This is a genomic window from Mucilaginibacter tolerans (assembly GCF_030519375.1).
Classification (GTDB): Bacteria; Bacteroidota; Bacteroidia; order Sphingobacteriales; family Sphingobacteriaceae; genus Mucilaginibacter.
Map to the genome: position 1 here is coordinate 310,347 of NZ_JAUMKB010000002.1, position 25,253 is coordinate 335,599.

Annotated in this window: 29 protein-coding genes and 1 riboswitch; of the genes, 13 read left to right on the plus strand and 16 right to left on the minus strand. The window is 40.8% G+C overall.

The genetic code is table 11. The annotated features are described in order from the left end of the window. The first annotated feature begins 45 nt into the window (after positions 1 to 45). A complete protein-coding gene (rpmI, locus tag Q3A68_RS03960) occupies positions 46 to 246 on the plus strand; it encodes a 50S ribosomal protein L35 (RefSeq protein ID WP_091372129.1) in 201 nt (66 codons plus the stop codon). 82 nt (positions 247 to 328) lie between these two features. Further along, the gene (gene rplT / locus Q3A68_RS03965; RefSeq protein WP_302899751.1) at positions 329 to 673 is read left to right on the plus strand and encodes a 50S ribosomal protein L20; all 345 of its coding nucleotides are present in this window, start codon (positions 329 to 331) and stop codon (positions 671 to 673) included. Positions 674 to 731: 58 nt separating this feature from the next. Here rplT and chrA read toward each other — a convergent pair whose 3' ends face one another. Together chrA and Q3A68_RS03975 are read right to left on the minus strand one after the other, a co-directional pair. After that, positions 732 to 1,865: a chromate efflux transporter gene (gene chrA / locus Q3A68_RS03970; RefSeq protein ID WP_302899752.1), complete on the minus strand. Its 1,134-nt coding sequence runs from the start codon at positions 1,863 to 1,865 to the stop codon at positions 732 to 734. Between the two features lie 12 nt (positions 1,866 to 1,877). Further along, a complete protein-coding gene (locus tag Q3A68_RS03975; RefSeq protein ID WP_302899753.1) occupies positions 1,878 to 3,122 on the minus strand; it encodes a serine hydrolase in 1,245 nt (414 codons plus the stop codon). Between the two features lie 133 nt (positions 3,123 to 3,255). Further along, positions 3,256 to 3,451, plus strand: a riboswitch (cobalamin riboswitch). 100 nt (positions 3,452 to 3,551) lie between these two features. On the opposite strand from Q3A68_RS03975, the gene Q3A68_RS03980 reads away from it, so the two are divergent. The 6 genes from Q3A68_RS03980 (at position 3,552) to Q3A68_RS04005 (ending at position 8,765) form a co-directional block, all read left to right on the plus strand. Continuing rightward, the gene (locus Q3A68_RS03980) at positions 3,552 to 5,474 is read left to right on the plus strand and encodes a TonB-dependent receptor plug domain-containing protein (RefSeq protein WP_302899754.1); all 1,923 of its coding nucleotides are present in this window, start codon (positions 3,552 to 3,554) and stop codon (positions 5,472 to 5,474) included. A gap of 48 nt (positions 5,475 to 5,522) precedes the next feature. Beyond that, positions 5,523 to 6,101, plus strand: coding sequence for a DUF6580 family putative transport protein (locus tag Q3A68_RS03985; protein WP_302899755.1), 579 nt, complete (start codon positions 5,523 to 5,525; stop codon positions 6,099 to 6,101). A 66-nt stretch (positions 6,102 to 6,167) separates the two neighbouring features. Continuing rightward, positions 6,168 to 6,674, plus strand: a complete 507-nt coding sequence (locus Q3A68_RS03990) for a bifunctional adenosylcobinamide kinase/adenosylcobinamide-phosphate guanylyltransferase (protein ID WP_302899756.1) — start codon at positions 6,168 to 6,170, stop codon at positions 6,672 to 6,674. Continuing rightward, positions 6,671 to 7,354, plus strand: a complete 684-nt coding sequence (locus tag Q3A68_RS03995; RefSeq protein WP_302899757.1) for an SIR2 family NAD-dependent protein deacylase — start codon at positions 6,671 to 6,673, stop codon at positions 7,352 to 7,354. Before Q3A68_RS03990 ends, Q3A68_RS03995 begins: the two co-directional genes overlap by 4 nt. Positions 7,355 to 7,361: 7 nt before the next feature. After that, a complete protein-coding gene (bluB, locus tag Q3A68_RS04000) occupies positions 7,362 to 8,015 on the plus strand; it encodes a 5,6-dimethylbenzimidazole synthase (protein ID WP_302899758.1) in 654 nt (217 codons plus the stop codon). 18 nt (positions 8,016 to 8,033) lie between these two features. Then, positions 8,034 to 8,765 (plus strand): Dph6-related ATP pyrophosphatase, encoded by a 732-nt coding sequence (locus Q3A68_RS04005; protein ID WP_302899759.1) that lies wholly within the window; start codon positions 8,034 to 8,036, stop codon positions 8,763 to 8,765. Here the strand turns inward: Q3A68_RS04005 and cobC are convergent. The 5 genes from cobC to Q3A68_RS04030 form a co-directional block, all read right to left on the minus strand. Continuing rightward, on the minus strand, positions 8,755 to 9,330 hold the full coding sequence (gene cobC, locus Q3A68_RS04010) for an alpha-ribazole phosphatase (RefSeq protein ID WP_302899760.1): 576 nt from the start codon (positions 9,328 to 9,330) through the stop codon (positions 8,755 to 8,757). The two genes, Q3A68_RS04005 and cobC, sit on opposite strands and share 11 nt — an antisense overlap. Next, positions 9,330 to 10,094 carry an adenosylcobinamide-GDP ribazoletransferase gene (locus Q3A68_RS04015; RefSeq protein WP_302899761.1) on the minus strand — a complete coding sequence of 255 codons (765 nt, stop codon included), beginning with the start codon at positions 10,092 to 10,094 and terminating at the stop codon, positions 9,330 to 9,332. The genes cobC and Q3A68_RS04015 overlap by 1 nt, the downstream gene beginning before the upstream one ends. Continuing rightward, positions 10,094 to 11,131: a nicotinate-nucleotide--dimethylbenzimidazole phosphoribosyltransferase gene (gene cobT / locus Q3A68_RS04020; protein WP_302899762.1), complete on the minus strand. Its 1,038-nt coding sequence runs from the start codon at positions 11,129 to 11,131 to the stop codon at positions 10,094 to 10,096. The genes Q3A68_RS04015 and cobT overlap by 1 nt, the downstream gene beginning before the upstream one ends. 213 nt (positions 11,132 to 11,344) lie before the next feature. Continuing rightward, on the minus strand, positions 11,345 to 11,593 hold the full coding sequence (locus Q3A68_RS04025; protein WP_302899763.1) for a hypothetical protein: 249 nt from the start codon (positions 11,591 to 11,593) through the stop codon (positions 11,345 to 11,347). Continuing rightward, positions 11,590 to 12,300, minus strand: a complete 711-nt coding sequence (locus Q3A68_RS04030; protein WP_302899764.1) for a DUF3291 domain-containing protein — start codon at positions 12,298 to 12,300, stop codon at positions 11,590 to 11,592. Before Q3A68_RS04030 ends, Q3A68_RS04025 begins: the two co-directional genes overlap by 4 nt. Before the next feature lie 72 nt (positions 12,301 to 12,372). Between Q3A68_RS04030 and Q3A68_RS04035 the strand changes: the two genes are divergently transcribed. Genes Q3A68_RS04035 through Q3A68_RS04055 form a run of 5 tightly spaced genes read left to right on the plus strand, consistent with a single transcriptional unit; the run spans position 12,373 to position 16,320 of the window. Further along, entirely contained in the window at positions 12,373 to 12,849 is a 477-nt protein-coding gene (locus tag Q3A68_RS04035; RefSeq protein WP_302899765.1) for a GAF domain-containing protein, read from the plus strand. Continuing rightward, the gene (locus tag Q3A68_RS04040) at positions 12,849 to 13,493 is read left to right on the plus strand and encodes an alpha/beta fold hydrolase (protein WP_302899766.1); all 645 of its coding nucleotides are present in this window, start codon (positions 12,849 to 12,851) and stop codon (positions 13,491 to 13,493) included. The genes Q3A68_RS04035 and Q3A68_RS04040 overlap by 1 nt, the downstream gene beginning before the upstream one ends. Next, the gene (locus Q3A68_RS04045; RefSeq protein WP_302899767.1) at positions 13,490 to 14,092 is read left to right on the plus strand and encodes a DNA-3-methyladenine glycosylase; all 603 of its coding nucleotides are present in this window, start codon (positions 13,490 to 13,492) and stop codon (positions 14,090 to 14,092) included. Before Q3A68_RS04040 ends, Q3A68_RS04045 begins: the two co-directional genes overlap by 4 nt. 33 nt (positions 14,093 to 14,125) lie before the next feature. Further along, on the plus strand, positions 14,126 to 15,412 hold the full coding sequence (kynU, locus tag Q3A68_RS04050; RefSeq protein ID WP_302899768.1) for a kynureninase: 1,287 nt from the start codon (positions 14,126 to 14,128) through the stop codon (positions 15,410 to 15,412). Between the two features lie 5 nt (positions 15,413 to 15,417). After that, positions 15,418 to 16,320: a histone deacetylase family protein gene (locus tag Q3A68_RS04055; protein ID WP_302899769.1), complete on the plus strand. Its 903-nt coding sequence runs from the start codon at positions 15,418 to 15,420 to the stop codon at positions 16,318 to 16,320. On the opposite strand, the gene Q3A68_RS04060 is transcribed toward Q3A68_RS04055, so the two are convergent. The 9 genes from Q3A68_RS04060 to Q3A68_RS04100 form a co-directional block, all read right to left on the minus strand. Further along, entirely contained in the window at positions 16,317 to 17,696 is a 1,380-nt protein-coding gene (locus Q3A68_RS04060) for an MATE family efflux transporter (RefSeq protein ID WP_302899770.1), read from the minus strand. The genes Q3A68_RS04055 and Q3A68_RS04060 overlap by 4 nt on opposite strands. Before the next feature lie 44 nt (positions 17,697 to 17,740). Further along, on the minus strand, positions 17,741 to 18,364 hold the full coding sequence (locus tag Q3A68_RS04065) for an AlbA family DNA-binding domain-containing protein (RefSeq protein ID WP_302899771.1): 624 nt from the start codon (positions 18,362 to 18,364) through the stop codon (positions 17,741 to 17,743). Further along, positions 18,361 to 18,822, minus strand: coding sequence for a GNAT family N-acetyltransferase (locus Q3A68_RS04070; protein WP_302899772.1), 462 nt, complete (start codon positions 18,820 to 18,822; stop codon positions 18,361 to 18,363). Before Q3A68_RS04070 ends, Q3A68_RS04065 begins: the two co-directional genes overlap by 4 nt. Positions 18,823 to 18,833: 11 nt before the next feature. Further along, entirely contained in the window at positions 18,834 to 19,322 is a 489-nt protein-coding gene (locus Q3A68_RS04075; RefSeq protein ID WP_302899773.1) for a DUF4442 domain-containing protein, read from the minus strand. Positions 19,323 to 19,397: 75 nt separating this feature from the next. Next, on the minus strand, positions 19,398 to 20,090 hold the full coding sequence (locus Q3A68_RS04080; protein WP_302899774.1) for a response regulator transcription factor: 693 nt from the start codon (positions 20,088 to 20,090) through the stop codon (positions 19,398 to 19,400). Beyond that, positions 20,087 to 21,709, minus strand: coding sequence for a sensor histidine kinase (locus tag Q3A68_RS04085; RefSeq protein WP_302899775.1), 1,623 nt, complete (start codon positions 21,707 to 21,709; stop codon positions 20,087 to 20,089). The genes Q3A68_RS04080 and Q3A68_RS04085 overlap by 4 nt, the downstream gene beginning before the upstream one ends. Positions 21,710 to 21,850: 141 nt before the next feature. Then, entirely contained in the window at positions 21,851 to 22,645 is a 795-nt protein-coding gene (locus Q3A68_RS04090; protein ID WP_302899776.1) for an SDR family NAD(P)-dependent oxidoreductase, read from the minus strand. A 185-nt stretch (positions 22,646 to 22,830) separates the two neighbouring features. Then, entirely contained in the window at positions 22,831 to 24,129 is a 1,299-nt protein-coding gene (locus Q3A68_RS04095; protein ID WP_302899777.1) for a tetratricopeptide repeat protein, read from the minus strand. A gap of 3 nt (positions 24,130 to 24,132) precedes the next feature. Further along, complete coding sequence (locus Q3A68_RS04100) at positions 24,133 to 25,251, minus strand: tetratricopeptide repeat protein (RefSeq protein ID WP_302899778.1); 1,119 nt, start codon at positions 25,249 to 25,251, stop codon at positions 24,133 to 24,135. Positions 25,252 to 25,253 lie beyond the last annotated feature (2 nt).

A 25,253-nucleotide genomic window follows, 5' to 3' on the forward strand; every position in this document is an offset into this window, starting at 1 on the left:
CAAACGTTGAGAAACGTAAATATCTAAAAACAAACAAATAGAGTTATGCCAAAAATGAAAACCAATTCCAGTGCTAAAAAGCGTTTCACGCTTACTGGGACCGGTAAAATCGCAAGAAAGAACGCATACAAAAGCCACATCTTAACCAAGATGTCAACCAAACGTAAGCGTAACCTTACCCACACCAGTTTAGTATCTGATGCGGATATGGGTAACGTAAAACGTATGCTTTGTATCGGAAAGTAATTAATTAATTTTTAAACCAGGTATTAGAGTAAACAAGATCTCCACATAAACGGGAGGCACTCACTACCAAAAAGACAAAAAGATGCCACGTTCAGTTAACGCAGTAGCGTCGAGAAGACGCCGGAAAAGAATCATGAACCTCGCCAAAGGTTATTGGGGTTCAAGAAGCAAGGTTTATACCGTTGCAAAAAACACAGTTGAAAAAGGTTTACAGTACGCTTACCGCGACCGTAAAACCAAGAAAAGAGAGTTCAGGGCTTTATGGATACAACGTATCAACGCAGGTGCCCGTCAGCATGGGATTTCTTACTCTCAGTTAATGGGTAAGTTAGCTGCTAAAAATATCGGTTTAAACCGTAAGGTATTGGCTGATTTAGCGATGAACAATCCGGATGCTTTCAAAGCAATTGTTGATGCTGTAAAATAAAGATCCAGCAAAATAATTTTTAAAAGGCTTGCATTTATGCAGGCCTTTTTTGTTTATCTCATATCAGCCAAAGTAGGTATCCTAAAGCTGATCCCCCAAGCACCACAAATGCGGTGTTCAGTTTTTTAAAACCAAATGATACTGCAAAACCTAAAATAGCTATTACGATGGTTTTCCAGTCGGTAACCGATGATTTGCCCATTTCTATGCAAACTGCAAGTATCAAAGCGATCGACGCCATATTTACTGTATCCAAAAAAACTGACATTACTTTTGAGCTTCGCAGTTTGCGAACAAGGGGGTTCAAAAATGCCACAAACAGAAATGACGGCAGAAATATACCGATAGTGGCAGCAACAGCTCCTTTAATGCCGCTCAGTTGCCAGCCAATAAAAGTAGCTGATGAAAATACAGGACCCGGCGTAAATTGTCCTACAGCTATTGCGTCGATCAATACCTGGTGAGAAAGCATCCCGGTTTTTACCAGTTCTGTATTCAAAAAAGCGAAAAGTACGTAACCGCTTCCGTATAAAATTGATCCTATTTTAAGAAATATCCAGAATAATTTCCATTGACTTTGGTTAGTAGCAGGCAGATCACCACCTGCCATCAAGAATGAAAGCGGTAAGATCAAGTTCATTGATGCGGTATTGGTTTTAGCAAGGTGAACAAGAATACCTATTAATCCAGCCCCAAACAACAGATATATTTCATTTACACCATACAGTGCTAATAGGGCACATGCTATTCCAATCAACCCTAATTCGGTAGTTTTTAATGCCTTTTTACCAAGGTTGATCATCAGCGATACAACAACTCCGATAATAGCCGGTTTAATACCATAGGTAAATGGCGCCACTTGCGGCAAAGTACCATATTGCTGATAAGCCCATGCCAGCAATCCTGTGATAATTACAGCAGGAAGAATGAAGCATGCACCGGCAACCAGCAAGCCTTTCCACCCGGCGTGTTCCTGGCCACAATGCAACGCCATTTCTGTAGAGTTGGGGCCGGGTATAAGATTAGTTGCACCAATAAGGTCTAAAAAATGCTCATGGGATAGCCATTGCCGCTTCCTTACAATTTCTTCCTCCATCATGGCAATATGTACAGCCGGCCCACCAAAGCCTATGAGACCTAGTTTCAGGAATACACGGGCTACTTCAGCTAAGTTTGATCTCTCCGGTTTCAAATCATGAAGGCTTTAGTATTTAAATTTGAATTTTTTTAGATTAGGTTGATATTTACGCTCTCTCTTCAATTCATATTGATAGATTGTCTGCGCCAGGTTCTTCATAAAAGGCAGGCACACGGTTTTGTACTCATATTTGTTGTCGTTGTAAATCTGATCATCATTGGATTGTACCACAGCTGAGATGATAAATTCTACCTTATTCTTAAAATCAGCTATGTAAGCATTATCAATATCATAGCCGTAGGAGTCGCCTATCTTATTAAATATCCGGATATGGGGATTCATTACTGCTAAGCTATCGCCGCCATAAAACAGCCATTTACAATAAGCAGGGAAATACTCGGGTGGACTATAAGTTGGGTGCTTGCTTTCTGTAGGCCACATGCTCATGTATTTATAGAACAACTTATATTGGTCGTCTGTCAGGTTAAAGCGATCATTTTCAGGATAAGTCTCAGGAAATAATAAGCGTTTTAAAACCGACTGCTGATCCACAAGAGGGTAGACATTATTTTGTGAAAAGTCAAAAGGCTTCATTACCAGTTTATCGTCTTTATCCAAATAGCCTTTGCCCTGTATCATATTTTCAAGATGCATGGAGTAATCTTTGGAGTCATACAGAGCTGGTTTATGATATACCAGTTTATTCCTTTTATAAAAATCGATCGAGTTGGTGTGTCTTGCACTTTCATCCTTATCGCCAATAGCCAGCCTGCCTATAATGCGAGTGCCTGTTAAGTTATATTTTTTTAGTTTATCATTTATTTCTTCACGTCCAACGAACTCATACAAACGGTTATAAGCATCATTATCGCTCACCAGCAATATCTTTTTAATATAATGCTCAATGCTCGGCAGCCCACTTTTGGATGAAGTGTCTTTGGTCACTTTGGTTTGCCTGGCAAAGGCGCTATCAGTGATCATAGTAGATTTAACCGTAAAACCTTTAATGTTAAGTTTATTCAGTTTTTCCAAAGTGAAAATGGCGGTAGGCAACTTTACCGTGCTGGCAGGATAGAAGTACCGGTTTGGATTCAACCGGTAACTAAATGATTTAAAATGAGGGACATTATGCTCATCACGATCAATTTGAGTGTACAAAACCTGCACCTCGTTGTGGCTTGGGTGATGTAAAACATGTTCAAATACCTCAGAATGAGATTCAATAAGGGTTTTCAGAAAAACCGTATCCGGCTGTTGTGCCATGACAGATAGATTTAGAACAAGCACCAGGCAGGTAAGGCAAAACTTCATGTGTTAAAGATAGAGATTAGTTGATTTAGTTAAATCGTTGATTGGGTAGATTGAACTAGCCATATGGGATAATTTAACCAGTTAACTAAATCAATCAATCAACTAACATATTTGAAAATCACAAATCCATCACCTACATTTGCGGCGCTTTAGGTTTTCCTGAGAGCATCAGGAAATTAAAAGGGAACCAGGTGTAAATCCTGGACTGTCCCGCAGCTGTAAGCTCCATAACCAAAGTTCACTCAAGGCCACTACCCCGAATATTCGGGGCGGGAAGGCAGAACAGAAGGGGAGTGAGTCAGAAGACCTGCCAGAGCACAGAACTATTCATAGCTTTCGGGGATTGAGGCTTGAATGTGAAACTTGCTCACCTTAGTTTCCATTCCAACTTTCCATTTCTGTATGCTGTGGGGTTAAACTCACAACAACATGAAAAAAAATTATGTTAACGTTGTCGCAAGCCTGGGGCTTGTGCAACTGGCTTTGCTAAATATAGCAGCCCATGCCCAGGAGAAAAACCGGGCACTCGACACGGTAGTGGTTACCGCTACACGCTCACCAAAAAAATTGTCCGAAACAGGCCGGGTAGTTACCATTATTTCCGCCGAGCAAATTAGCCGTTCGCAGGGCAAATCATTGCCTGAATTATTAAATACCGTTCCGGGCATTATTTTTTCAGGAGCGAACAATGCACCCGGAATAAGCTCAGATGTGTACGTGAATGGGGCCTCAACAGGTAATACACTTATTCTAGTTGACGGTTTTCCGGTGAACAATGCATCCTCTATTGACGGCAGTTATGACCTGAATGCCTTCCCACTCGACCAGATCGATCATATTGAAATATTAAAGGGAAGCGGCTCAACTTTATATGGTTCTGATGCTGTGGCAGGGGTAATCAATATTATTACCAAGCATGCCCAAAAACAAGGGTTGAAAGCCTCTGTACAATTATCCGGAGGCAGCTACAACACTTTCAAAGAATCAGCAGGGGTAACAGGGACATTAAAAAATACCGGTATTGCTGTTAATTTATCTAATACAGACTCCAGGGGCTTTCCTGCAGCAACGGATACAATCGGCAAAGGGAATTTTAGAAATGATGACTTCCATCAGCGTTCAGCAAGTGTAAATGTAAATCAGCGAGTTACCGATAAATTCAGTCTGAATGGTAATCTTCAAACCACTTATAACAAAGGACATTTACCATACGGCGCATTTATTGATGATAAAAACTATACTTATAACAACACTTTCCTATTTGCCGGTATCGGCGCAAAAATGGCGCTAAAAAAAGGTGACTTGAAGTTCAACTTAAGTCAAAACAACGTTTGGAACAATTATAATGATCTTCCAAACAATGCGAACTTTAATACTCCATATCACGAAAAAATTAAAGGCCGTATAACAAATGCCGAAGCTATCTTCAATTATGGTTTGAATAAATATCTGGACATAACAAGCGGTGCCGACTTTAAATATAGCGGTACAGATGAGATTGGCACAGATACTTTGCCTAGCAAAAACAATAACATAACAAGTGTTTATACATCTATATTCTTCAAATCAGATATGTTCCATCTAGAATTGGGCGGCAGATATAATTATCACAGTAAATATGGCAACAATTGGACCTACACAATAAACCCGTCGGTGCTTCTGGCCGGTCAATTTAAATTATTTGCAGCTGTCGCAACTGCGTTTAAAGCGCCTACGCTTTACCAGCTATCTTCGCTATACGGCAATGGAAGTTTAAAACCTGAAACCACAACTTCATACGAAGCTGGTTTTGACTGGAATATTATCAGTAATGCCTTATCATTCAATACATTGTTTTACAAAAGAGATACCAAGGATGTGATTTACTTTAAAAATTTGCCAGATTATCCATTTGGTATATACGAAAACGGGGCATTTGAGCATGATAAAGGGTTCGAGAGCACGCTTACTTTAAAATTAGGCCAGGTTTCGGCATCGGTTTATGCAGCGTATGTTACCGGTTCGCAAACTGACGCCAGCGGCGTAAGAACCGATGGTTTGATCCGTCGGCCAAAAAACACCTATGGCGCTAACATCAATTACCAGGTGCTAAAAGAATTAGCATTTGGCTTGAACTATAAATATACCGGCGGCAGGGCAGATACAAAGTTTGCCCCGGTTACCTATGTACCAACCCCGGTAACTTTAAAACAGTATAGTCTGGTTGATGGCCATATTCAATACCAGGCTACCAATAGGCTACAACTATTCGGTGATTTGAACAATATACTTAACGCGAAATATACCGATTGGCTTGGTTATAATACCAGGGGCATTAATTTTACAGCAGGATTAAAGTATCAGATCAATTAAATTTCATTTAAAGAGATATTTAAGTAATTTTACACTATAATAATCATCATGTCACTACAAAAAATAAACCTCAGAAACAGCTTGTTGATCTTAATGATCATAATAGCCGGTGCAACCCGTCTAATCAACTTCAACCATATTACCGGATGGACAAACTTTACACCTGTTGGTGCAATGGCCCTTTTTGGCGGAGCTTATTTTTCGGATAAATGGAAAGCCTTTTTGGTGCCTTTATTTACTCTCTTTATAAGTGATATTGCACTAGACTATCTTTATTTTGGCAAATTCATGCTTTTTTATGACGGAGCGCTACCTGTTTATTTTGCATTTGCCCTTATGGTGCTTATAGGAACTTTCATTAAGAAAGTTAATGTAACTAATGTGGTTTTAGGTTCTGTTGGAGCTGTTCTGGTTCATTGGCTTATTACAGATATCGACCCATGGTTGCAGGGAACGATGTACTCTAAGAGCTTTTACGGATATGGTGAGTCTTTAATTGCGGCTATTCCATTTGAAAAAGGGATGCTATTCGCAAACCTTATTTATGGAGCTATATTATTTGGCGGCTTCGAATTAGCTAAGAGTAAATTTGCTGTATTGCGCAACAATCAACAGGTTGCAGTTTAAATAATAAGAATATAAAAGAAAAGCGATCCGCATTACGCAGATCGCTTTTTTTATAGGTCGATTTTTATGATATATTATATAACAGGCGGTACACGGTCGGGTAAAAGTCGCTATGCCCAACAATTAGCGTTGAGTTTGAGTGATAACCCCGTTTACCTCGCTACGGCCCGGAAATGGGATGAGGATTTTGAGCAACGAATCAGAAGGCATCAACAGGACCGTGACGAGCGCTGGCAGAATATTGAAGAAGAACGATATCCATCAAAACTTGATTTACAAGGCAGAATAGTAGTTTTGGATTGTGTCACTTTATGGCTCACCAATTTTTTTTCGGATACGAAATATAACGTTGACGAAACATTGAAGCAGATCAAAACAGAGTTTGATAAACTTGCCGGGATTGAGGCGACCTGGATCATTATTTCAAACGAAATTGGCATGGGCATGCATGCGGATACCGAAACCGGGCGAAAATTTGCCGACCTGCAGGGCTGGATAAATCAACATATTGCCCAAAGGGCCGATAAAGCCATTTTTATGGTATCGGGACTACCTCTAAATTTAAGGGGATGAAGAATGTAGTCATTTTAACTGGTGCCGGCATAAGTGCCGAAAGTGGTTTAAAGACTTTCAGGGATAGCGATGGCCTGTGGGAAGGGTACAACATCCAGGATGTGGCTACACCAGAAGCATGGGAATGGAACCCAACCCTGGTGCAGGATTTTTATAATATGCGCCGGAAATCTGTTTTGGAAGCGAAACCTAATGCTGCGCATTATGCTTTGGCAAAGCTTGAGGAAAAATATAAGGTAACCGTCATCACACAAAATATTGACGATTTACACGAAAGGGCTGGTTCAAAAAATGTATTGCATTTGCATGGGATCATCACACGTTCACAATCGAGCAAAAATCCCAACCTTACGTACCCGATAGATGGATGGGAATTAAAAATGGGCGAATTATGTGAATTAGGTTCGCAGTTAAGAGCTCATGTAGTTTGGTTTGGTGAGCCGGTACCGATGATAGATAAAGCCGCTCAAATATGTTCGCAAGCAGATATTTTTATGTTAATAGGCTCATCATTGGCAGTTTACCCGGCCGCAGGTCTGCTCAATTTTGTGCCGGCTTATGTTCAGAAATATGTTATCGATCCTAAAATACCTTCTGTTTATGGTATTGAATCGATGGTTAGAATAGAAGCAAAAGCTGCAATTGGCGTACCCCGGCTGGTTGAGGAGTTGTTAAAATGAAATAAGGATGGAAACGGAAAGCGAAAGACTATTTAATCAGGAAGAGGCCGATCTTTTATTAGACATCATGGTGAACAGGAGGGATGTAAGGGGAAACCGCTTTTTAGACCGGCCGATAGAGGAAGAAAAGATCCGGCAAATTCTTTTAGCCGCAGTAAATGCGCCATCTGTTGGGTTTTCGCAACCCTGGGAGTTCGTTTTGGTAAAGAGCAATGAAATTAAGCAACAAATAAAGGAGAGTTTTAACAAGGAAAATGAAAAAGCTGCAGATCTTTTTGAGGGCGAAAAACAAAAGGAGTATAATCGTTTAAAACTGGAAGGCATTTTCGAGGCACCATTAAACATTGCTATATTTTATTCGCAAGCTCAAAAACCAGTTCTCGGGCAAACTTCAATGCCCGAAGTTGGACTTTACAGCGTGGTATGTGCTATTCAAAATATGTGGTTAATGGCCCGCGCATTAAATATCGGTATGGGCTGGGTTAGTATTATCGATCCGGAAAAAGTCAAATATATTTTAAAAGCCCCTGAGAACAATAAGCTAGTAGGCTATTTTTGCCTGGGTTATACCAGCCAGTTTCTTAAACAGCCCGAACTAGAGATGCTGAAATGGGAGTCGCGCAAAGAATTGAAAGAAATAACCTTTAATGATACTTATTAAGTAAAACTTTTGAAGTAAATGTCCGAAAAACTGAAATGTATTTTTAATTGGAGCGGGGGCAAGGATAGCGCTCTTGCATTATACCATTGTCTTCAAAATCCTAACATTGAAATCAAATATTTAGTTACCACCGTAAACGACGCGCTAAATCGTATTTCGATGCATGGTGTAAGAGAGGAATTGCTGGTTTTGCAAGCAGAACGAATCGGTATTCCTTTATATGAAATAAGGTTGCCCGAAATGCCTGGCATGGCCGAGTATGATAATGCCATGCGCCTTCATATGGAAAAATTCACAGAAGAGGGGGTAAGTCACGCTATTTTTGGAGACATATTTTTAGAGGATCTTAAAAAATACCGCGATGAACGCCTTGCAGAAGTGGGGATGATGGGCATTTACCCGCTTTGGAAAAGGGATTCGCATGAATTGATAGATGAATTTTTAGGTTTAGGTTTTGGCACCGTCATTGCCTGCACACAGTCGCGTTTGGAGAATTTTGTTGGTAAGGAAATCACATACGATCTGATCAAGGAACTACCTGATAATGTGGATGTATGTGGTGAGAATGGTGAGTTCCATACTTTTGTATTTAAAGGCCCTATATTTTCATCTCCAATCGATTATCAGACAGGAGAAAAAGTATTTAAGGAATACGCTGCTCCAAAGAACACCGATGATACGTGTTTTTCATCAGATACGGTGAAGGGTGTTTCGGGCTTTTGGTATTGCGACCTGTTACCTATCGATTGATATAATTCACCGTTTGATAGCAGCCCTGTTGTTTGGCCACCGTTATTTTGGTAACTGAGCTATACTCGACTTCAAGCTGGAAGGTTTTTTCTAGCGGAATACTTAAGATATACGCAAGCAGGGAACGGATTACCCCGGCATGGGTCACTACAACTATCCTGTCTGAGGGTAAGGCTAATAATTCGTCCCAAAATTGGGTACAACGACCATGCATCTGCACAAAACTTTCTCCACCGGGCACCTGGTAATTCGCAAAATCAGCCATCCAGGCATTTAAAACCGGCTGGTCTATATCCGTCCATAAACACTGTTCCCAGTCCCCAAAATGCATTTCTGAAAGCCGTGAGTCAATCTGAAATTGATCGTCCGACAAGAAGCCGGCCAGTTGCTTGCATCGTTGGTAAGGACTCGAGTAAAATAATGCCCCGCGTAAGCTTGGCCCCATTTTCTGTTTTAGAGCAGTAAAATGGTTGGCCCAATCTGTTGCCAGGTCAATTTCTGATTGGCCGTAACATAATTTATGGGGGTTGTTAACAGCGGTATGCCGTAACAGGTAGATCTCCATCAGGCAGTATATTTAAAGATCAATATAAGACTCATATAAAAAACAACCTCCGATACCTGCTGCAATGCACCCAAACAATCGCCGGTGTAGCCGCCTATCCATTTTTTGAAATATCTGGAAAAATACCAGCGAACAAACAATAGTGGTACCAACGCAAGCAATACATAAACGTTTGCAAATAAAATCAAAGGCGCAATGCCAAACAGAATAGCAAAGATTAATTCACCAGAAGTCATTTTTGTAGCCAATGGTTTTGATTTGCTGGTGTCGTCATCGCGGGCATACTCATCAGTGAAGATCAATGACACCGCATTTAAACGGCTTATAGCATGCCCGCTTATCAGAGCAAGCACCAATGTATTTATTGGGAAATACTTCAATACAGACCATTTTAGAAGTAAAATAAGCCCCAATCCGATCACACCGAATGTACCGAGCCGTGAATCCTTCATGATAAGCAAGATTTTCTCCTTTGTCCAGCCGCCCCCAAAACCATCACAAACATCGGCAAAACCATCCTCGTGGAAAGCGCCAGTAATAATAATAGAAGCGATCATACTGAATATTAATGCTATCTCAACCGGGAAAACCAATTGAAACAACCAATAAATAAGTGCGCCTGCAGATCCAACAATAATACCGACTACCGGAAAATATTTAGACGCCTTGTTGAGGTACTCTTCGGAATGATCAACCCATTTAGGACAAGGTATCCGGGTAAAAAACATCAACGCTGTAAAGAATATTCTTATTTCCCGTTTCATTATTCTTTGGTGCTAACTCCTGCGGATTGAAAACTTGCCATTTCATTTAAAAAATTAATCGCAGCCTTTACCAAAGGAAATGCGACCGCCGCGCCGGTTCCCTCGCCTAAACGCATTCCTAAATTTAACAGGGGAGAGAGGTTGAGATATTCCAGCAGCAACTGATGCCCTTTTTCGTCTGATTGATGGCAGGCGACAATATAGTTTTTTATTTCCGGGTGAAGCTTAAAAGCTGCAAGGTAAGCTGTGCTGGCTATAAAACCATCAAGCATTATGAGCATCTTATTTTCAGCGGCCTGTAACATGGCGCCTGTCATCATTGCTATTTCATAGCCAGAAAATGCAATCATGATTTTTTCCCAATCAAGCAAATTGCCATGATGTGCGGCGACAGCTTTCAATATGCTGATCTTTTTGTTTAAACCCGCGTCATCAAGCCCCGTACCGCGCCCTGTGCACGTGGCAAGGTCGACACCTGTAAAGTAATGCATCAGCAGCGATGCCGACGAAGTATTTCCAATGCCCATCTCTCCCAATGCAATACAGTTACAGCCTGCCTTGTATAAGTCATTAATAATGGCTGCACCTTTTTCAATACATTCCGCCAATTCAGCAGGTGTCATCGCAGTTTCTTTTAAGCAGTTCCGCGTACCCTTGTTCACCTTATAGTTTAACAGGTTCTCAGTTTGCCCGAAATCATGATTTACCCCAGCATCCACTACCTTGACATCTAAACCATTCTGCTTTGCAAACACGTTAATAGCCGCTCCTCCGTTTAAAAAATTCATTACCATCTGGTAAGTTACTTCCTGTGGATAGGGGGTTATTCCTTCGTGAACAAGTCCGTGGTCTCCTGCAAAAACCACTACGGTTGGATTGTCTAAAGTAGGTGTAAGAGATTGCTGGATTGTGCCTATCTGACTTGCCAATGACTCAAGTTTTCCTAATGCCCCGAGTGGTTTAGTTTTAAGATCTATTTTGATTTGTAATGCTCCAACTATTGTCGAGTCGGGCGTTTGAATATTGAAATTTTTCATGCAAATGGAGTGTTCTTTACTGCCAAATAATATTTTGTAATTAGTTATAATTTATTAAAAATAAATGCCTTGTAATACTTTTATTAAAGTTTTTAATTAAGTAAAAAGTCAAATTAACCATTCATTGGTCTTTTTCTGCCAAATAAAATTCTGTTTTCTATATTCAATTACTACAATTAACTGTATTTTAAATATTTATATAATTTATTTATATTAATAGTTATATCTAAAATATGCATCCTTATAATCTTTCCGCATTTCTACAAAACGTGCTGCTATTTTAGCCATGAACTCTTCATCGAGTATTTCAAACACACTGTTCACACCGTCTGTCAAATCCATTTCCGGTACTTTATAGCTTTGCTCGAGCGTGCCTTGCTCAGCCTTCACAATAAACTTCTGATTCATGTATAATATCGATACCTTAAATTCAGGATGGGGTAGTTCTGCAATAATTCTCATAATTCATCCAATTTTATTTGCCCTTTTAGCGGGTCTAAATTATTTAATGTTCCGGTACAGGCGATGGGCTTAAACCGCGCGAACAGCTCTTCGCTGTACCAGCCTTCTTCTCTTGTTTTTCTGATCACTTCGCTATGCTCTTTGGAACCGTAGGCATAAGCTTTTACATCATCCAGGCTATTCCAAATAGAGAACGTGGACTGTCTGTATAAAGGTCGTTCGCCAATTCCCAACGACATAATGTAGCCGGGCGATCGCCTCATTAAATCAGATACTTCATCTACGTTGCTCCAGAAATTCTTTAGCCGGTTAAATCTTACTGTCGCCCTTGTTAATATGACAATAGGTCCATTGTGACCTTGAATGTTTGCGCTTCCAAAGGGTTCTTTACCTTCCCACTTGCCGTGGCTCTGCAATGGTTCGCACAATATGGTCCATTTTTCACAGCCAAATTTATTCCACCATCTGGATACAAATGAGTCATTATAAAACCGGTCGAAAGCTTCGCTGCCATCCCATACCGCCAATAATCCCCATTGCTGCCAATCAGGCTTAAGGCTGAACGTGCCGTTTTTTCCGCTACCAACCAATTGCCAGAAAGAGCACCCTCTTTGTCGCTTCATAGGCGCGCGGTGCATTGCCATAGCCAGCAAAGCAAAGGGGATATACCGTTTGCGATAACGAACCATGGTAAGACTAACGATCATTAAGGCGAAATAAAAGATTAAATATGAGATTTAAGTTATTTAATTTAAAGGCGGCATAACTACATTTGTTTTATGGCCGAAGACTTAACCATCATACAATCAACAGACAAGCAGGAGCAATATCAATCGCTGATTCCGCAGATAGAAGCGCTACTGGAAGGGGAGAGTGATCTAATTGCTAACCAGGCAAATACCATAGCCGCATTAAAGGAACAATTTAAGTGGTTTTGGGTTGGATTTTACTCAGTGAAGAATGGCGAATTAGTGCTAGGCCCTTTCCAGGGACCGGTTGCCTGTACGCGTATTGCAAAAGGAAAAGGCGTGTGCGGGGCGGCATGGGAACAAGGCAAAGCCCTGATCGTGCCGGATGTCGATGCATTTCCCGGCCATATCGCCTGCAGCTCACTTTCACGCTCGGAAATTGTGATTCCCATTTACCAAAATAATGAAGTGGTTGCGGTACTTGATGTTGACAGCCAGGAGCTGGATCAATTCGATCAGACCGATGCGCAATACCTCGAGCAGATCGTAAAATTGTTGCGGTTTTAATGGGCAAGATATTCCTGATCTCTGGTTTGGGTGCAGATGCACGAATATTTCAATATATCGATCTTCTGGGCCATGAGGTAATCCCGATTGGTTGGCTTGAGCCAGAAAAGCAAGACTCGTTGTCTACCTATGCACAAAAGTTAATCGATCATTACAAAATAACTCCCGGATCAATTGTCATCGGTAATTCCCTCGGCGGCATGCTGACAGTTGAGATTGCAAAAAGAGTAAAACTGGATAAGGCTATTCTTATCTCGTCCATAAAAACCGCAAGTGAAGCCCCCAGATCGCATTTATTGTACAGATATCTTCCGCTTTATAAATTGATCCCGTCCACATGGCTTCCTCAAACAGGTTTTATAGTACGGAAAGTGATGGGAAAGATGTCAAAGCGTCACCAGGAGTTATTTGTGAGCATGCTGAAAGGTACCTCGCCAAAATTTATAAAATGGGCATTGGGCGCTATTTTGCATTGGGACAACCAAACTATACCACCCAATGTTTATCATATCATTGGCGATAAGGATAAAGTATTTCCTTATAAAAGAATAAAAGGCGCAACTATCATTAAGGGCGGCACGCACATCATGATTTACACCAAAGCAAAAGAAATTAATAATTGGCTAAAAGACATTATCAATTGAAATTACCTCAATCTTTTTATCTCGGTTCCGATGTTGTTTCACTAAGTAAACAGCTGCTAGGTAAGTACTTATTTACTTCAATAGATGGTTTACTTACTGGTGGATATATCACTGAAACAGAAGCTTATAATGGGGTAATAGACAAGGCCTCACACGCTTTTGGCAACAGGCGTACAGCCAGAACCGAAATCATGTACAAAGAAGGGGGTATAGCCTACATCTATTTGTGTTATGGCATCCACGAAATGCTGAATGTAGTTGTTTCTGCCGAAGGAGAGCCGAGAGCTATATTAATCAGGGCTATTGAACCCACAGCCGGCATTGACATTATGCTGAGCAGAAAGAATATGGACATCCTAAAGCCCAACATAACGGCGGGCCCCGGTTCAGTTGCCAAAGCTCTGGGAATAGATCGGAAATTAAACAGCGTCAGCCTGCAAAGCACCCAACTTTGGATAGAAGACAGGGGGCTCACTTTTACAGACGATCAGATCGCGGCCTTGCCACGCATCGGGGTAGCTTATGCACAGGAAGACGCTTTATTACCGTACCGGTTTTATGTGAAGGGAAATAGGTACGTGAGCAAACCCAATAAATGAATTTGGTTGCGTTACATTTCGTAATATTGACTGATGATTTACCAAAACACTTTAGAATTTGCTGAAAGTCTAGATGCGCGGGATAGCCTGAGCCATTTCCGCAATGAGTTTCTGATCCCACAACATAATGGAGAAGATTCAATCTATTTATGTGGGAATTCATTAGGACTTCAACCTAAATCAACTGAAAAGTATCTGGAGGCACAACTAGGTGCCTGGAAAGATCTTGCAGTTGAAGGCTGGTTTCAGGGTGATGATCCCTGGCTGCAATTTCACCATCAGCTAAAACAGCCTTTAGCTAACCTGACAGGTGCCAAAACAGATGAGGTTACCGTGATGAATTCACTTACAGTAAATCTTCATTTACTGCTTGTAAGTTTCTATCAACCAAGTAATAAAAGATATAAAATATTAATGGAAGGCGGTGCTTTTCCATCGGATCAATATGCAATTGAAAGTCAAGTAAACTTCCATGGCTTTGAACCAGAAAAGGCCATCATTGAAGTTTTTCCGCGCGAAGGAGAACATATTTTACGGACCGAAGATATCATTTCGGCCATTGAGCAAAATGCAGATGAGCTTGCGTTGGTCTTATTTGCTGGAGTAAATTACTACACCGGTCAGGTGTTTGATATGGAGGCCATAGCCAAAGCTGGTCATGAAGCTGGCGCATACGTTGGATTTGACCTGGCGCATGCTGTTGGCAACGTGCCTTTGCTATTGCACGATTGGGGTGCTGATTTTGCTTGTTGGTGCTCGTACAAATATATGAATTCCGGTCCGGGAGGGATAAGCGGGATATTTGTGCACGAAAAACACTTCAATAGCCCCGATTTGAAACGATTTGCCGGCTGGTGGGGATACAGGCCTGACAAACGTTTTTTGATGGCACCGGGCTTTAAACCAGCCAATGGAGCAGAGGGCTGGCAGGTGAGCACAAGTCCGATATTATTGATGTCCGCCCATAAAGCAGCGCTTGATATTTTTGAAAAAGCAGGGGGTCTAGGAAAACTGAGACAAAAAAGCATTCTGTTAACTGGTTATTTGGAGTATCTGATCCTTGAGATCAACCAAAAACATGGAGAAGAATTATTTGCGATCATCACACCCTCTGATCCAAACATACGCGGATGCCAGTTATCCGTTATTTGCAAAAGAAATGGCAAAGCTATCTTCAATTACCTGGCTGAAAACGGTATTATCGGCGATTGGCGCCAACCCGATGTGATCCGCCTGAGCCCGGTGCCGCTTTACAACTCATTTAAAGATGTATATAAGGCCGCAATGCATCTGGACATGTCTTTGGTTGTTTCAGAATAGAACCCATGCTGAAGGTAGCCTACGATCCAATCTATGCTCATCCCTTACCTGGGGGGCACCGGTTTCCAATGTTAAAATACGAACTGATACCGGAACAGCTCATCCATGAAGGAACGATCACCAAGGAAAATCTCTTTTCTCCGGAACCTTTGGATGAGGAAACAATTCTCTTGACTCATGATGCAGATTACTGGTACCAGCTTCGTGATTTGACTTTGCCTCAAAAAGAACAACGCCGCATCGGTTTCCCGCTTTCAGCACGCTTGGTGGAGCGCGAAATACGAATTGCCAAAGGAACAGTCGATGGTTGTCGCTATGCTTTTGATAACGGAATCGCTTTTAACGTAGCCGGCGGCACGCACCACGCCGGAACAAATTGGGGTGAGGGTTTTTGCCTGCTAAACGATCAATCTATTGCAGCTAACTATTTATTAAATAATAAATTAGCATCATCTATCTTAATAATTGATTTAGATGTGCACCAGGGTAACGGCACTGCGCAAATTTTCGAAAATGAGCAAAGAGTATTTTCATTTTCGATGCATGGGGCGAATAATTTTCCGTATCGGAAAGAAAGATCAGACCTTGATATTCCTCTGCCTGACGGGACAGACGATAAAGAATACCTGGATATTTTGAAAGACACTTTACCCAAACTTATCAATCGACAAAAGCCTGATTTTATATTTTATTTATCTGGCGTGGATATTTTGGCGACAGACAAATTAGGAAAACTCGCTCTGAGCAAAGAAGCATGCAAAGAGCGCGATAGTTTTGTATTAAAACAATGCCGAAGACACCAGATTCCTGTGCAGGTGAGTATGGGTGGGGGTTATTCAACAGACATCAGAGATATTGTGGACGCACATTGTAACACCTATAGACTGGCACACGATCTGTTTTTTTAATCCTGTGCGATTACAACCGGGGCGTTAAACTCGTGTTTCTTACTGATTACCTGGAAACGGATAAACGGTAGTAGAGACGAGGTCAGCAATCCCAGAACTAAACCATACCACACACCTGATACGCCCATATGAAATTTGATACCCAGCAGATAGCCCACCGGTAAACCCAACACCCAATAGGCAATAAAAGTGATAAATGTCGGCACGTTCACGTCACCCATACCACGCAATACGCCAAGGCCAACAACCTGTGTTCCGTCAAATAATTGGAAGAAAGCTGCAATTATAAGCAACTGTGCTGCAATAACTATCACACTTTTATCTGAAGTATATATCCACGGCAGCAGATGGTTTCCAAATGTAAAGACCAATGCCGCTATCGCCATAAAGACAATCGCAATATGGTAACTGGATATAGCAGACAGCCTTAGTTCCTGATGTTTTCTAGCCCCGAAAAAATTACCTGACTTGATCGCCGCCGCTGCAGAGATACCGCTTGCGCCCATGTAGGTTAACGAAGCCAGACTTATTGCAATCTGATGAGCCGCCTGCGCAACCGGACTTATCGTCCCGATCATAATTGCGGCGCCGCTAAATGCACTAACCTCAAAAATATATTGCATAGCAACCGGTCCGCCGATTTTCAGTATTTTGCTGCTGCGCAATCGGTCAATGTTTTTAAAAGCAAAATTGACCAGGTATTTCCTAAAATGTTTTGACCGGAATACATAAAAACCCATGACAATAGCCATTGTACAACGGTCAATCAGCGTGCTGTAACCTACGCCACGAATGCCCATCGGTTTGATACCGAACATACCTTTTACGAAAATAATACCAAGGCAAACATTCAATATATTACCCCAGATGGAGATCAGCATCGCTTGTTTGGTAAATCCCAAGCCTTCGGCGAACTGTTTAAAGGTATTAAATACCAGGAGTGGGATAAGTGATATGCCCAGTAAAAACAAATAAGGCTTAGCCTGCTCAACTACTGCCAGAGTTTGGTCAAGATGCCCAATCAGGTGCATTGTGCCAAAGCTTATCGATACAAACAGCAAAATGCCTGTAATGACATTAATGAGCAAGCTATTGGACAGTAATTGTCCGCACTCATTAAACTCACTCCGTCCGTTGTGTTGTGCTATTAATGGCGTTATCCCATAGGAAATTCCTATTCCAATTACCATTGCAATCCCAAAAATGCTATTTACCAGTGATACAGCAGCGAGAGGAATAGTTCCTGCAAAATGCCCAACAATGATACTATCGGCCATTTGTACAAGCGGATGGCCAAGTTGTGATATCATCACAGGAATGGCCAAACGAAGGCTATCCTTGTAAAAGGGCTTGTATTTCTGGTAAAGGTTTTTCATTATAATTAGTTGCGGGGCAGCAAATCTAATAAATTATAGCTTGTTCAGGCGGCGGTGTAATATTCTTCTTTTTCCGTAGTATGTACACGTATCACCCCTGAAAGCACCATATTAACCAATATACGCTGCGCATTGCGCCGGGTTAATTTAAGCAAATTGCAATACTCTTTTACGTTAATGCGTTCCTGCTTGTCAAGATACTCCAGCAAGGCTTTCTCGTTGGCTGAGTATTCAATCAAAACGCCATTATCGTCAGCCGAACGCTTCAATACATCAACCACAATTTTGCTGGCTAATACACTCTTATCTTTTACACGCACATATACCCACCATTTTCCATCTTCGGCAAGAGCATAATGAGGCTTACTATCGCTTTCTTTTATTTCGACAACCAGCACCAGTTTATCATCCAGATAAACCTCTTCAAAAACCGGTTCTAAGGCAGGTCGGGCAAAAAACTGCGCAGCCTTAGTGATCATATACCGTTCCTCATCTTCAGATTTTACTCCTTTTATAGTGCCATCATCAGCAACACCAATGAGCAAGCGCCCGCCTTTGTTGTTGGCAAACGAAACCATGGTGCGCGCTATTTTCTCGCAACTGGTAATGGTCTTTTTAAAATCAAGTGTTACACCTTCGCCTTCAAAAATCAGCTTTTTGATATTCATTTTTCTCCTCCTTGATCGGTTTTCTGATAAGGTGCATAAATTTCCATCCATCTGCTGGGATTACTAAGCTCAGTAAAACCGAACTGCTTATATAACCCATGCGCGTCTAGTGTCGCAAGCGACCAACGCCTCAGTCCCTGAAACTCCGGGTATTGTTTAATGGTTTGCATTAACCATTTCGAGAGCCCTAAACGCCTGTATTCCGGAAGGATAAATACGTCACAAAGATACGCAAAAGTGGCCATATCTGTTATTACACGCGTAAAGCCAGCTTGTTTGCCATTGTGATAAACTCCAAAACAAATGGAATTATCGATGGCTCTTTTCATCCGCTCACGCTGTATACCCTGAGCCCAATAAGAATCATTATTGAGATAGTTATATACCGTCTCAAAATCAATCAGGCTTTTATCAGTTGAAATGATAAATCCTTTTTGCGCAAATACTTCGTCGTTCATTATTATTTTCATCAGATAGCAACGGTATCTTGGGTTTCAGTTAAAATCAGGTTACGGATATATATTTCGCTTGACACGGCCACGCACAGTTCGCCTTCTTTGTTATACATTTCAATGGGATAAGCTTTTACATGCTTGCCATTGGTGTTTAATACATCCTCGACCTCAGTTATATCTTCTTCGGTAATATTGATATCGAAAAACAGGTCGGTCCGGCCGGGCTTCAAATAGTTAATTTGAGCCGACTTTAGCCATACCCGTACATGGTAACCTTTGTGCTTTAATATTTGATGAAAAAGCAAAGGATAAAACGGATCTGCCGCCGCGAAAATAGTCCCCCCGAATATGGAATGGTTATAATTATTATTGATCAGGCTTTTGTTCACTTTCACCCTCACGCCACGGAAGTTTCTTGCAAACCTGATCACCCAAATGCGTTGAAAAAGGAGAGGGGGGTAAAAACGAAGTGCCCACTTCAAAACATTCTCAGATACCAGCATGATGGCTAAATATCCGAAATTTATGTTTAACCCCTATCTGACAATTGTAAAAAGAAATCAACATTGAATGAGTTATCACCACACCAACTTGTAGCCGATGCCCCTAATGTTGATAATTTGGACATTAGGATCAGCTTCCAGTCGCTTACGCAATTTGGTGATATAAACATCTAAGCTACGGGCATTAAAAAAGTTGTCATCTCCCCAAATCGTTTTCAGTAAAGACTTTCGTGAAATCACATCCTGTTCCTGCTGGCATAAAAGCTTCAGGATATTACTTTCCCGCGAGGATAGTTGCCAGCTTTCGATGCCCTGATGAATGCTGTTTTTGTGCGGATTAAATAGAATATTGCCTATTGAAAAGCTTTCGTCCTTTTTCACTTTAGACTTCTGTAACAGCCGGTTATCACTGAGCAACACCCTTATTCTTACAACCAGTTCTTCAACACTGAATGGTTTCTTCAAGTAATCATTGGCTCCGGATTCAAACCCGGCCACAACATCTTTAGGTTGCGACCGGGCGGTTATGAAAAGGATAGGCGTGGTCTTGTCGTTAAGACGAATATATTTAGCTACTTCAAACCCGTCCATTTTAGGCATCATAACGTCCAATGCCAGGATATCAGGTTTGCATTCTACATATTTTTGCCAGGCCTGCTCGCCATTTGAACACAGTATCACTTCAAAATTTTCATGCTCCAGGCTTTCGCGCACAATATGCGCCAGGGCAAGTTCGTCTTCGGCTAAAAGTATCCGTATTTTATTCATTGATTATAAGGGATAGATATAATGAACTCGCTGCCAATATTGGGTTCGCTCTCAGCCATAACGCTGCCACCATGTGCCTCTACGACATATTTCACATAACTTAGCCCAAGTCCCGTTCCTTTCACATTATGCACATTGCCGGTGGGTACGCGATGAAATTTATTGAACACCTGACTGATATGCGATGCTGGTATACCAATACCATTATCTTTAACCGAAAGTAAGGCATTGTCGCCAACTTTGTAGCACGTTATGATGATTAACACCTGCTCATTGGAATATTTTATGGCATTATCTAACAAGTTTACCATGATATTCCTGAAATGAAGTTTATCAGCTATGATCGTTTTTATATCGCCCTTGTTCTCATAATAAATGGTTACCGGTTTGTTGGCCTTTAGCTTTTCGGTTTCTATCACATCATTTATCAGCTCATCTATATTTATCTCTTCTTTAACAAGCTTTACTTCATCATTGCCGAATGCCGCTACATTTAAAACCCGGCTTACAATATCATTTAACCGTGTAAGCTCATTCCTGGAGGTCTGCAAGTAACGCTGTGTTTTTTCAGGATCGTTTAGTGCATTATATTTCTGCAGACCTTCAATAGCGACAGTCATGGTGGCAATTGGGGTCTTCAGTTCATGGGTCATGTTGTTGATGAAGTCATCCTTCAGTTCGCTCAATTTCTTCTGCTGAATGATCGTTTTGAAGATATACCAAAAGCAAAATACGGTCAACACAACAAGAAGTACCGACATTAACAATGTAATCAACATGCCTTTCAAGATGGCATTTTGTGGGTTTCTGATCACAGCCCTCACAAAGAACTCTGGGCCAACTATATTTACAAACATCCTGAAACCATGATATTTATAGTGATACTCCGTAGTTTCACTATAATGTGAATTTAGCTTTGCCGGTGCCGTGGCTGAAGTTGAAATTATCAGATTAAATGGCGCCCGGATATGCAGTCTATTTAATTCAGTCTTTAGATATTTCACTATTTTGATGCTATCAGTCTCACGAAAATCTTTTCTAAGTGCATAAACGGTATTAATTAATGCCGGATCAAACTTCATAATGCGATCTTCAGGTATATCCATTTCGCTTTTGTCATGACTGATCGTTGAGCCAAGTATGCCATGGGAACTGATGTCATAAATACTAAACCCCTGAAGAATATTGTGCATCAGCACCGGGTTATTGAAAGCAGCTTCAGCAATTAGTTCTCTTAAATTAGCTTTGTGATCTATCTTTTTCCTATAAATCCCTAATTGAGAAAAGGGTATAAGGCTATTGTCCTTCGTCTGCCAAAACAAATTTGATATTGAATCAATGTACAAATATTTTAGGTTATGATCGGCCGTTTCGGTTATAGTGTCGAGTTTCAAACGGGTTTCGGGAGGGGAGAGGCGCCGTGCGATAACCGTGCGCAGTGAATCCAAATATTCCTTTTTACAATCGTTTATGGCGCGCTGCAAAGCCACGTCAATATTGCTGTCAAATTTTTCCTTGTTTACTGCATAAGCATTTAAAGCCCAATATATCTGGAAAGCTATTATACCAAACAGCGATAAAGTGATCAGTAAAAAAATAATATTGAGCTTTCTGCGCATCGGTCGGTTTGAATAATACTCTAATATATAACGAGCAATCCAAACAAGATCGATCTGTTAACATACGTTAACATAAAGGAGGAAAAGAATATAAAAATCACGCCATTTCGGCGAGTTACGACAACGGTGTATGTTTTTTGATTAAAGTATCCCTTTAACAACACCACCATCGGCTCTTAAAGCGGCGCCGTTGGTAGCTGACGACAAAGGACTGGCGATATAAGCTACCATATTGGCAACTTCATCGGTACTGGTAAAACGCTGCAATAACGAAGTTGGCCGCACGGATTGGAAAAAGTCTTTTTCAATGTCCTGGATGCTTTTATTTTGATCTTTAGCCAGTTTTTCGATAAAATCACCAGCACCTTCCGAAAAAGTTGGACCCGGTAAAACAGTATTCACAGTAACGCCCGTACCTTTGGTTAACTCGGCTAATCCACGGGAAACGGCTATCTGGGCCGTTTTGGTCATTCCGTAATGGATCATTTCATCAGGTATTTGTATAGCAGATTCACTGGAGATGAAAATGATTCGTCCCCAATTTTTGGTGATCATTTTGTCAAAATAAGCCCGGGCCAGACGCACACCGCTTAATACATTCACTTCAAAAAACTTCATCCAATCGCCGTCCGTAATGTCCCTGAATGCTTTTGGCTCAAATATGCCAACATTGTTTACCAGGATATCAACTTCTGGCAGCTGCTCAATTAAATTTTCTATATCCGTGCTGTTTGAAAAATCGGCAATCAATCCATAGATATTCTCATTACCGGTTTCTTCTTTCAGTTTTTTTATGGCCGATTCAACGCGTTCACTGGTACGGCCGTTTACATAAACCTGTGCGTTTTCTTTTGCTAATTGTTTAGCTATCGCATAACCGATCCCGGCCGTTGACCCGGTAACCAGGGCTTTTTTGTTTTTCAATTGCAGATCCATAGTGTCTTTCGTTTTTGGTAAATGCGAATCTACAGGCAATTGCTATTGTATGTAACATTTAATGATAAATATTAAATCGATTTGACAATTAATATATTTTCTCATAATTAATATTATGTTAAGTAATATCAAGATTTTAAAGGCCTGCTTATTTTGCAGGCCTTTAAATGATCTCCCCCTATCGACTATTTTTTGGGCAAAGCATCTATTTTCTTTTGAGTCTCATTAGCGTTAGTGTTATCCTGAATTCCCAGATAATACGATTTCAGGTTGGTTAATGCGTCCGGAGATTGCGGATTCAATTCAACTGCTTTCAATAAATATGGTTTTGCCAGGTTGAACTGATCGACAGCTTTCTTCATAGCTGCATCATAGGATTTCTGATCGTTCAGAAAACGGGCTGCATTGTACATATCAATAGCCGGAGCCATAATTACATAACCCAGGTTTAATATAGCTTCAAAATAATTAGGGTCTAAAGCTACAGCCTTTTTGTATTGCTCGGCAGCTTTTGCAAAGTCGTCTGCCCGGGTTTGCCCCAGTTTAGCTATTTGCGGATTAGGCGTAAATTTAGTCCCTGGTTTAGCCTTGCTTTCAGCGGCTTTATCAGCTTTCTGCAATTTGGCCATTTCTTTTTGTACGCTTTCAGCTATTTGCGAATACGTGATCCCCGCATAATAATACAGTTTTTTGTTATTGGGGTCTGCTTTAATAGCCGTTTCAATTTTTGCTATCAGGTCACCTTGCTGGCCAGCCTGAAGACTTGTTTCAATCTCAGCTTTACGCAGATCAGCATTATTTGGATATTTGGATGCAGCTTCACTTGCAATCTTCACCGCATTAGCAGTATCCTTATTTAACATATACAGCACTGGCATATCCATATATATCTTTTCTTTATCCTTATAATTGGTAGCTAATAGCTTGTTATAATTTTCTAAAGCACCAGGATAGTTTTTTGCATTAGCAGCCGAAACACCCGCATAAAGCATTGAGGTCGTATCACCAGGTAATATCTTTTGCATAGCTATAAAAGCATTATAAGCCTCTTCAAATTTTTTGTCCTGGTAAGCCTTTACACCTTTGTCCAATTCTATTTGCGCCAATTCCCTGCTAGCATGATCAATCAAGTTCTTGTACTCATTTTTTGTGTCTGTTTCCTTTGCCTTTGCAATAGCTTCTTCGGCGGTGGCTCTTTCGGTAGCAGCTGTAGCAGCATCAGCCTCATGAGAAGTTAAAGAAGCATAAATAGCTGCTTTTAATGCATAAGTTTGAGGCAAAGTAGCTGTTTTGGCATTACTTGAGGCCTTGTCAATGGAAGTTTTAGCACTGGTTAATGATGGCTTTGCAAGTGCAAAGTTTGCGTTAGCAATTCCGTCATATTTCTCATACTCAGACTGAGCATTACTCAACTCACCTTTCTGAGCAAATGCACTTATGGTGATTAGCCCTAAAAGGCCGGTCAATAAGAATTTGATTTTCATGTGTTATTGATTGGTTACTAATTTAAGTTTTTCGCTTACTTTATCTAATTGATCCTGGTTACCTGTTTTTTCATATACCATTTGCAGCAATTGCAGGCTTTTAACATCATTGGGGTTTATTTCTGCAGCTTTTTCAAGCCACTGGCCTGCTCTTGCAATATCTTTTGCGCCGTCGTCGCCGTGTTTTAAGATCCCTGATTTAAAATACAGAACACCAAGGCTATACACTGGTTCATATAAAGAACCATTCAACTCAATAGCATGTAAATATAGTGATTCTGCCTTATCAAATTTATTCAAATGATCATAGCAGTTCGCACTTATAAAAACCACCTCTTCGTTATTGGGATTTTCGTCCAGCAATTTCGGTAGCAAAGGCTCTAACGCATGATAATCACGCTTATTATTATAGATATTGGCTTCATCAAGAAGCAAAAACTTATCATCGGGTACATGTTTCCTCCCCTTTTGCAGAATCTGCAAGGCTTTGGAAGTGTCCCCTATTGCTTTAAAAGTATTTGATGCGGCCTCAATATATTCGGCTTTTGTACTATCCGTCTTCAGAAGATCGGTATAGTATTTTCCAGCATCTAATAAATTTCCCAGCCTATTATTAGCATAAGCAATATATGCATTCAGATTTTTGAACTCGGGTGCATATTTCTTCGCTTTTTGGAAGGTTGCGATGGCATTGTTAAAATCCGACATCCGCATATAGTCAAAACCCTTGCGCAAATAAACATTGGCTATACAGTTTCGGCAATAATCAAGTTCGGGCTGGTACTTGTAGCTCTTTTTGTTAGCTAACAGCTTATCCAGGTGACGACGCGTCTGATCAAAGAAATTTGACGGCTGTTTGGTCTTGTTAGTTGAATCGATATAAACAATGCTCGAATAAACAACCGCCTTATACATATTTTTTTGCAGGTCAACCGAGTCAGAATGAGTTTTAATCAAACTGTCAACTGATTTTTTGGCGCTGGTTAAGTATTTGAGATCCTTCTTCTGCTTGTAAAAAGCCAGATTGTTGACCACGCTTTTAAATACTTCTGTTTGCCCAAAAGTGACCGAAGCGGAAAATAACGATATAACAAGCAGTAAAATTACCTTGCGGCAAGCCATAT

Bases quoted from the DNA above. Each gene is read 5' to 3' on its own strand.
- Q3A68_RS04065 (WP_302899771.1), bottom strand. From the start codon at position 18,364: ATGAATATCAAAAAGCTGATTTTTGAAGGCGAAGGTGTAACACTTGAT.
- Q3A68_RS03975 (WP_302899753.1), bottom strand. From the start codon at position 3,122: ATGAAGTTTTGCCTTACCTGCCTGGTGCTTGTTCTAAATCTATCTGTC.
- Q3A68_RS04025 (WP_302899763.1), bottom strand. From the start codon at position 11,593: ATGAGAATTATTGCAGAACTACCCCATCCTGAATTTAAGGTATCGATA.
- Q3A68_RS04005 (WP_302899759.1), top strand. From the start codon at position 8,034: ATGTCCGAAAAACTGAAATGTATTTTTAATTGGAGCGGGGGCAAGGAT.
- Q3A68_RS03980 (WP_302899754.1), top strand. From the start codon at position 3,552: ATGAAAAAAAATTATGTTAACGTTGTCGCAAGCCTGGGGCTTGTGCAA.
- kynU (WP_302899768.1), top strand. From the start codon at position 14,126: ATGATTTACCAAAACACTTTAGAATTTGCTGAAAGTCTAGATGCGCGG.
- Q3A68_RS04055 (WP_302899769.1), top strand. From the start codon at position 15,418: ATGCTGAAGGTAGCCTACGATCCAATCTATGCTCATCCCTTACCTGGG.
- Q3A68_RS03990 (WP_302899756.1), top strand. From the start codon at position 6,168: ATGATATATTATATAACAGGCGGTACACGGTCGGGTAAAAGTCGCTAT.
- Q3A68_RS04030 (WP_302899764.1), bottom strand. From the start codon at position 12,300: ATGATCGTTAGTCTTACCATGGTTCGTTATCGCAAACGGTATATCCCC.
- Q3A68_RS04080 (WP_302899774.1), bottom strand. From the start codon at position 20,090: ATGAATAAAATACGGATACTTTTAGCCGAAGACGAACTTGCCCTGGCG.
- rpmI (WP_091372129.1), top strand. From the start codon at position 46: ATGCCAAAAATGAAAACCAATTCCAGTGCTAAAAAGCGTTTCACGCTT.
- Q3A68_RS04075 (WP_302899773.1), bottom strand. From the start codon at position 19,322: ATGCTGGTATCTGAGAATGTTTTGAAGTGGGCACTTCGTTTTTACCCC.
- Q3A68_RS03985 (WP_302899755.1), top strand. From the start codon at position 5,523: ATGTCACTACAAAAAATAAACCTCAGAAACAGCTTGTTGATCTTAATG.
- Q3A68_RS04040 (WP_302899766.1), top strand. From the start codon at position 12,849: ATGGGCAAGATATTCCTGATCTCTGGTTTGGGTGCAGATGCACGAATA.
- bluB (WP_302899758.1), top strand. From the start codon at position 7,362: ATGGAAACGGAAAGCGAAAGACTATTTAATCAGGAAGAGGCCGATCTT.
- Q3A68_RS04100 (WP_302899778.1), bottom strand. From the start codon at position 25,251: ATGGCTTGCCGCAAGGTAATTTTACTGCTTGTTATATCGTTATTTTCC.
- Q3A68_RS04035 (WP_302899765.1), top strand. From the start codon at position 12,373: ATGGCCGAAGACTTAACCATCATACAATCAACAGACAAGCAGGAGCAA.
- Q3A68_RS04085 (WP_302899775.1), bottom strand. From the start codon at position 21,709: ATGCGCAGAAAGCTCAATATTATTTTTTTACTGATCACTTTATCGCTG.
- Q3A68_RS04060 (WP_302899770.1), bottom strand. From the start codon at position 17,696: ATGAAAAACCTTTACCAGAAATACAAGCCCTTTTACAAGGATAGCCTT.
- cobT (WP_302899762.1), bottom strand. From the start codon at position 11,131: ATGAAAAATTTCAATATTCAAACGCCCGACTCGACAATAGTTGGAGCA.
- cobC (WP_302899760.1), bottom strand. From the start codon at position 9,330: ATGGAGATCTACCTGTTACGGCATACCGCTGTTAACAACCCCCATAAA.
- Q3A68_RS04070 (WP_302899772.1), bottom strand. From the start codon at position 18,822: ATGAACGACGAAGTATTTGCGCAAAAAGGATTTATCATTTCAACTGAT.
- Q3A68_RS04095 (WP_302899777.1), bottom strand. From the start codon at position 24,129: ATGAAAATCAAATTCTTATTGACCGGCCTTTTAGGGCTAATCACCATA.
- Q3A68_RS03995 (WP_302899757.1), top strand. From the start codon at position 6,671: ATGAAGAATGTAGTCATTTTAACTGGTGCCGGCATAAGTGCCGAAAGT.
- Q3A68_RS04015 (WP_302899761.1), bottom strand. From the start codon at position 10,094: ATGAAACGGGAAATAAGAATATTCTTTACAGCGTTGATGTTTTTTACC.
- rplT (WP_302899751.1), top strand. From the start codon at position 329: ATGCCACGTTCAGTTAACGCAGTAGCGTCGAGAAGACGCCGGAAAAGA.
- Q3A68_RS04090 (WP_302899776.1), bottom strand. From the start codon at position 22,645: ATGGATCTGCAATTGAAAAACAAAAAAGCCCTGGTTACCGGGTCAACG.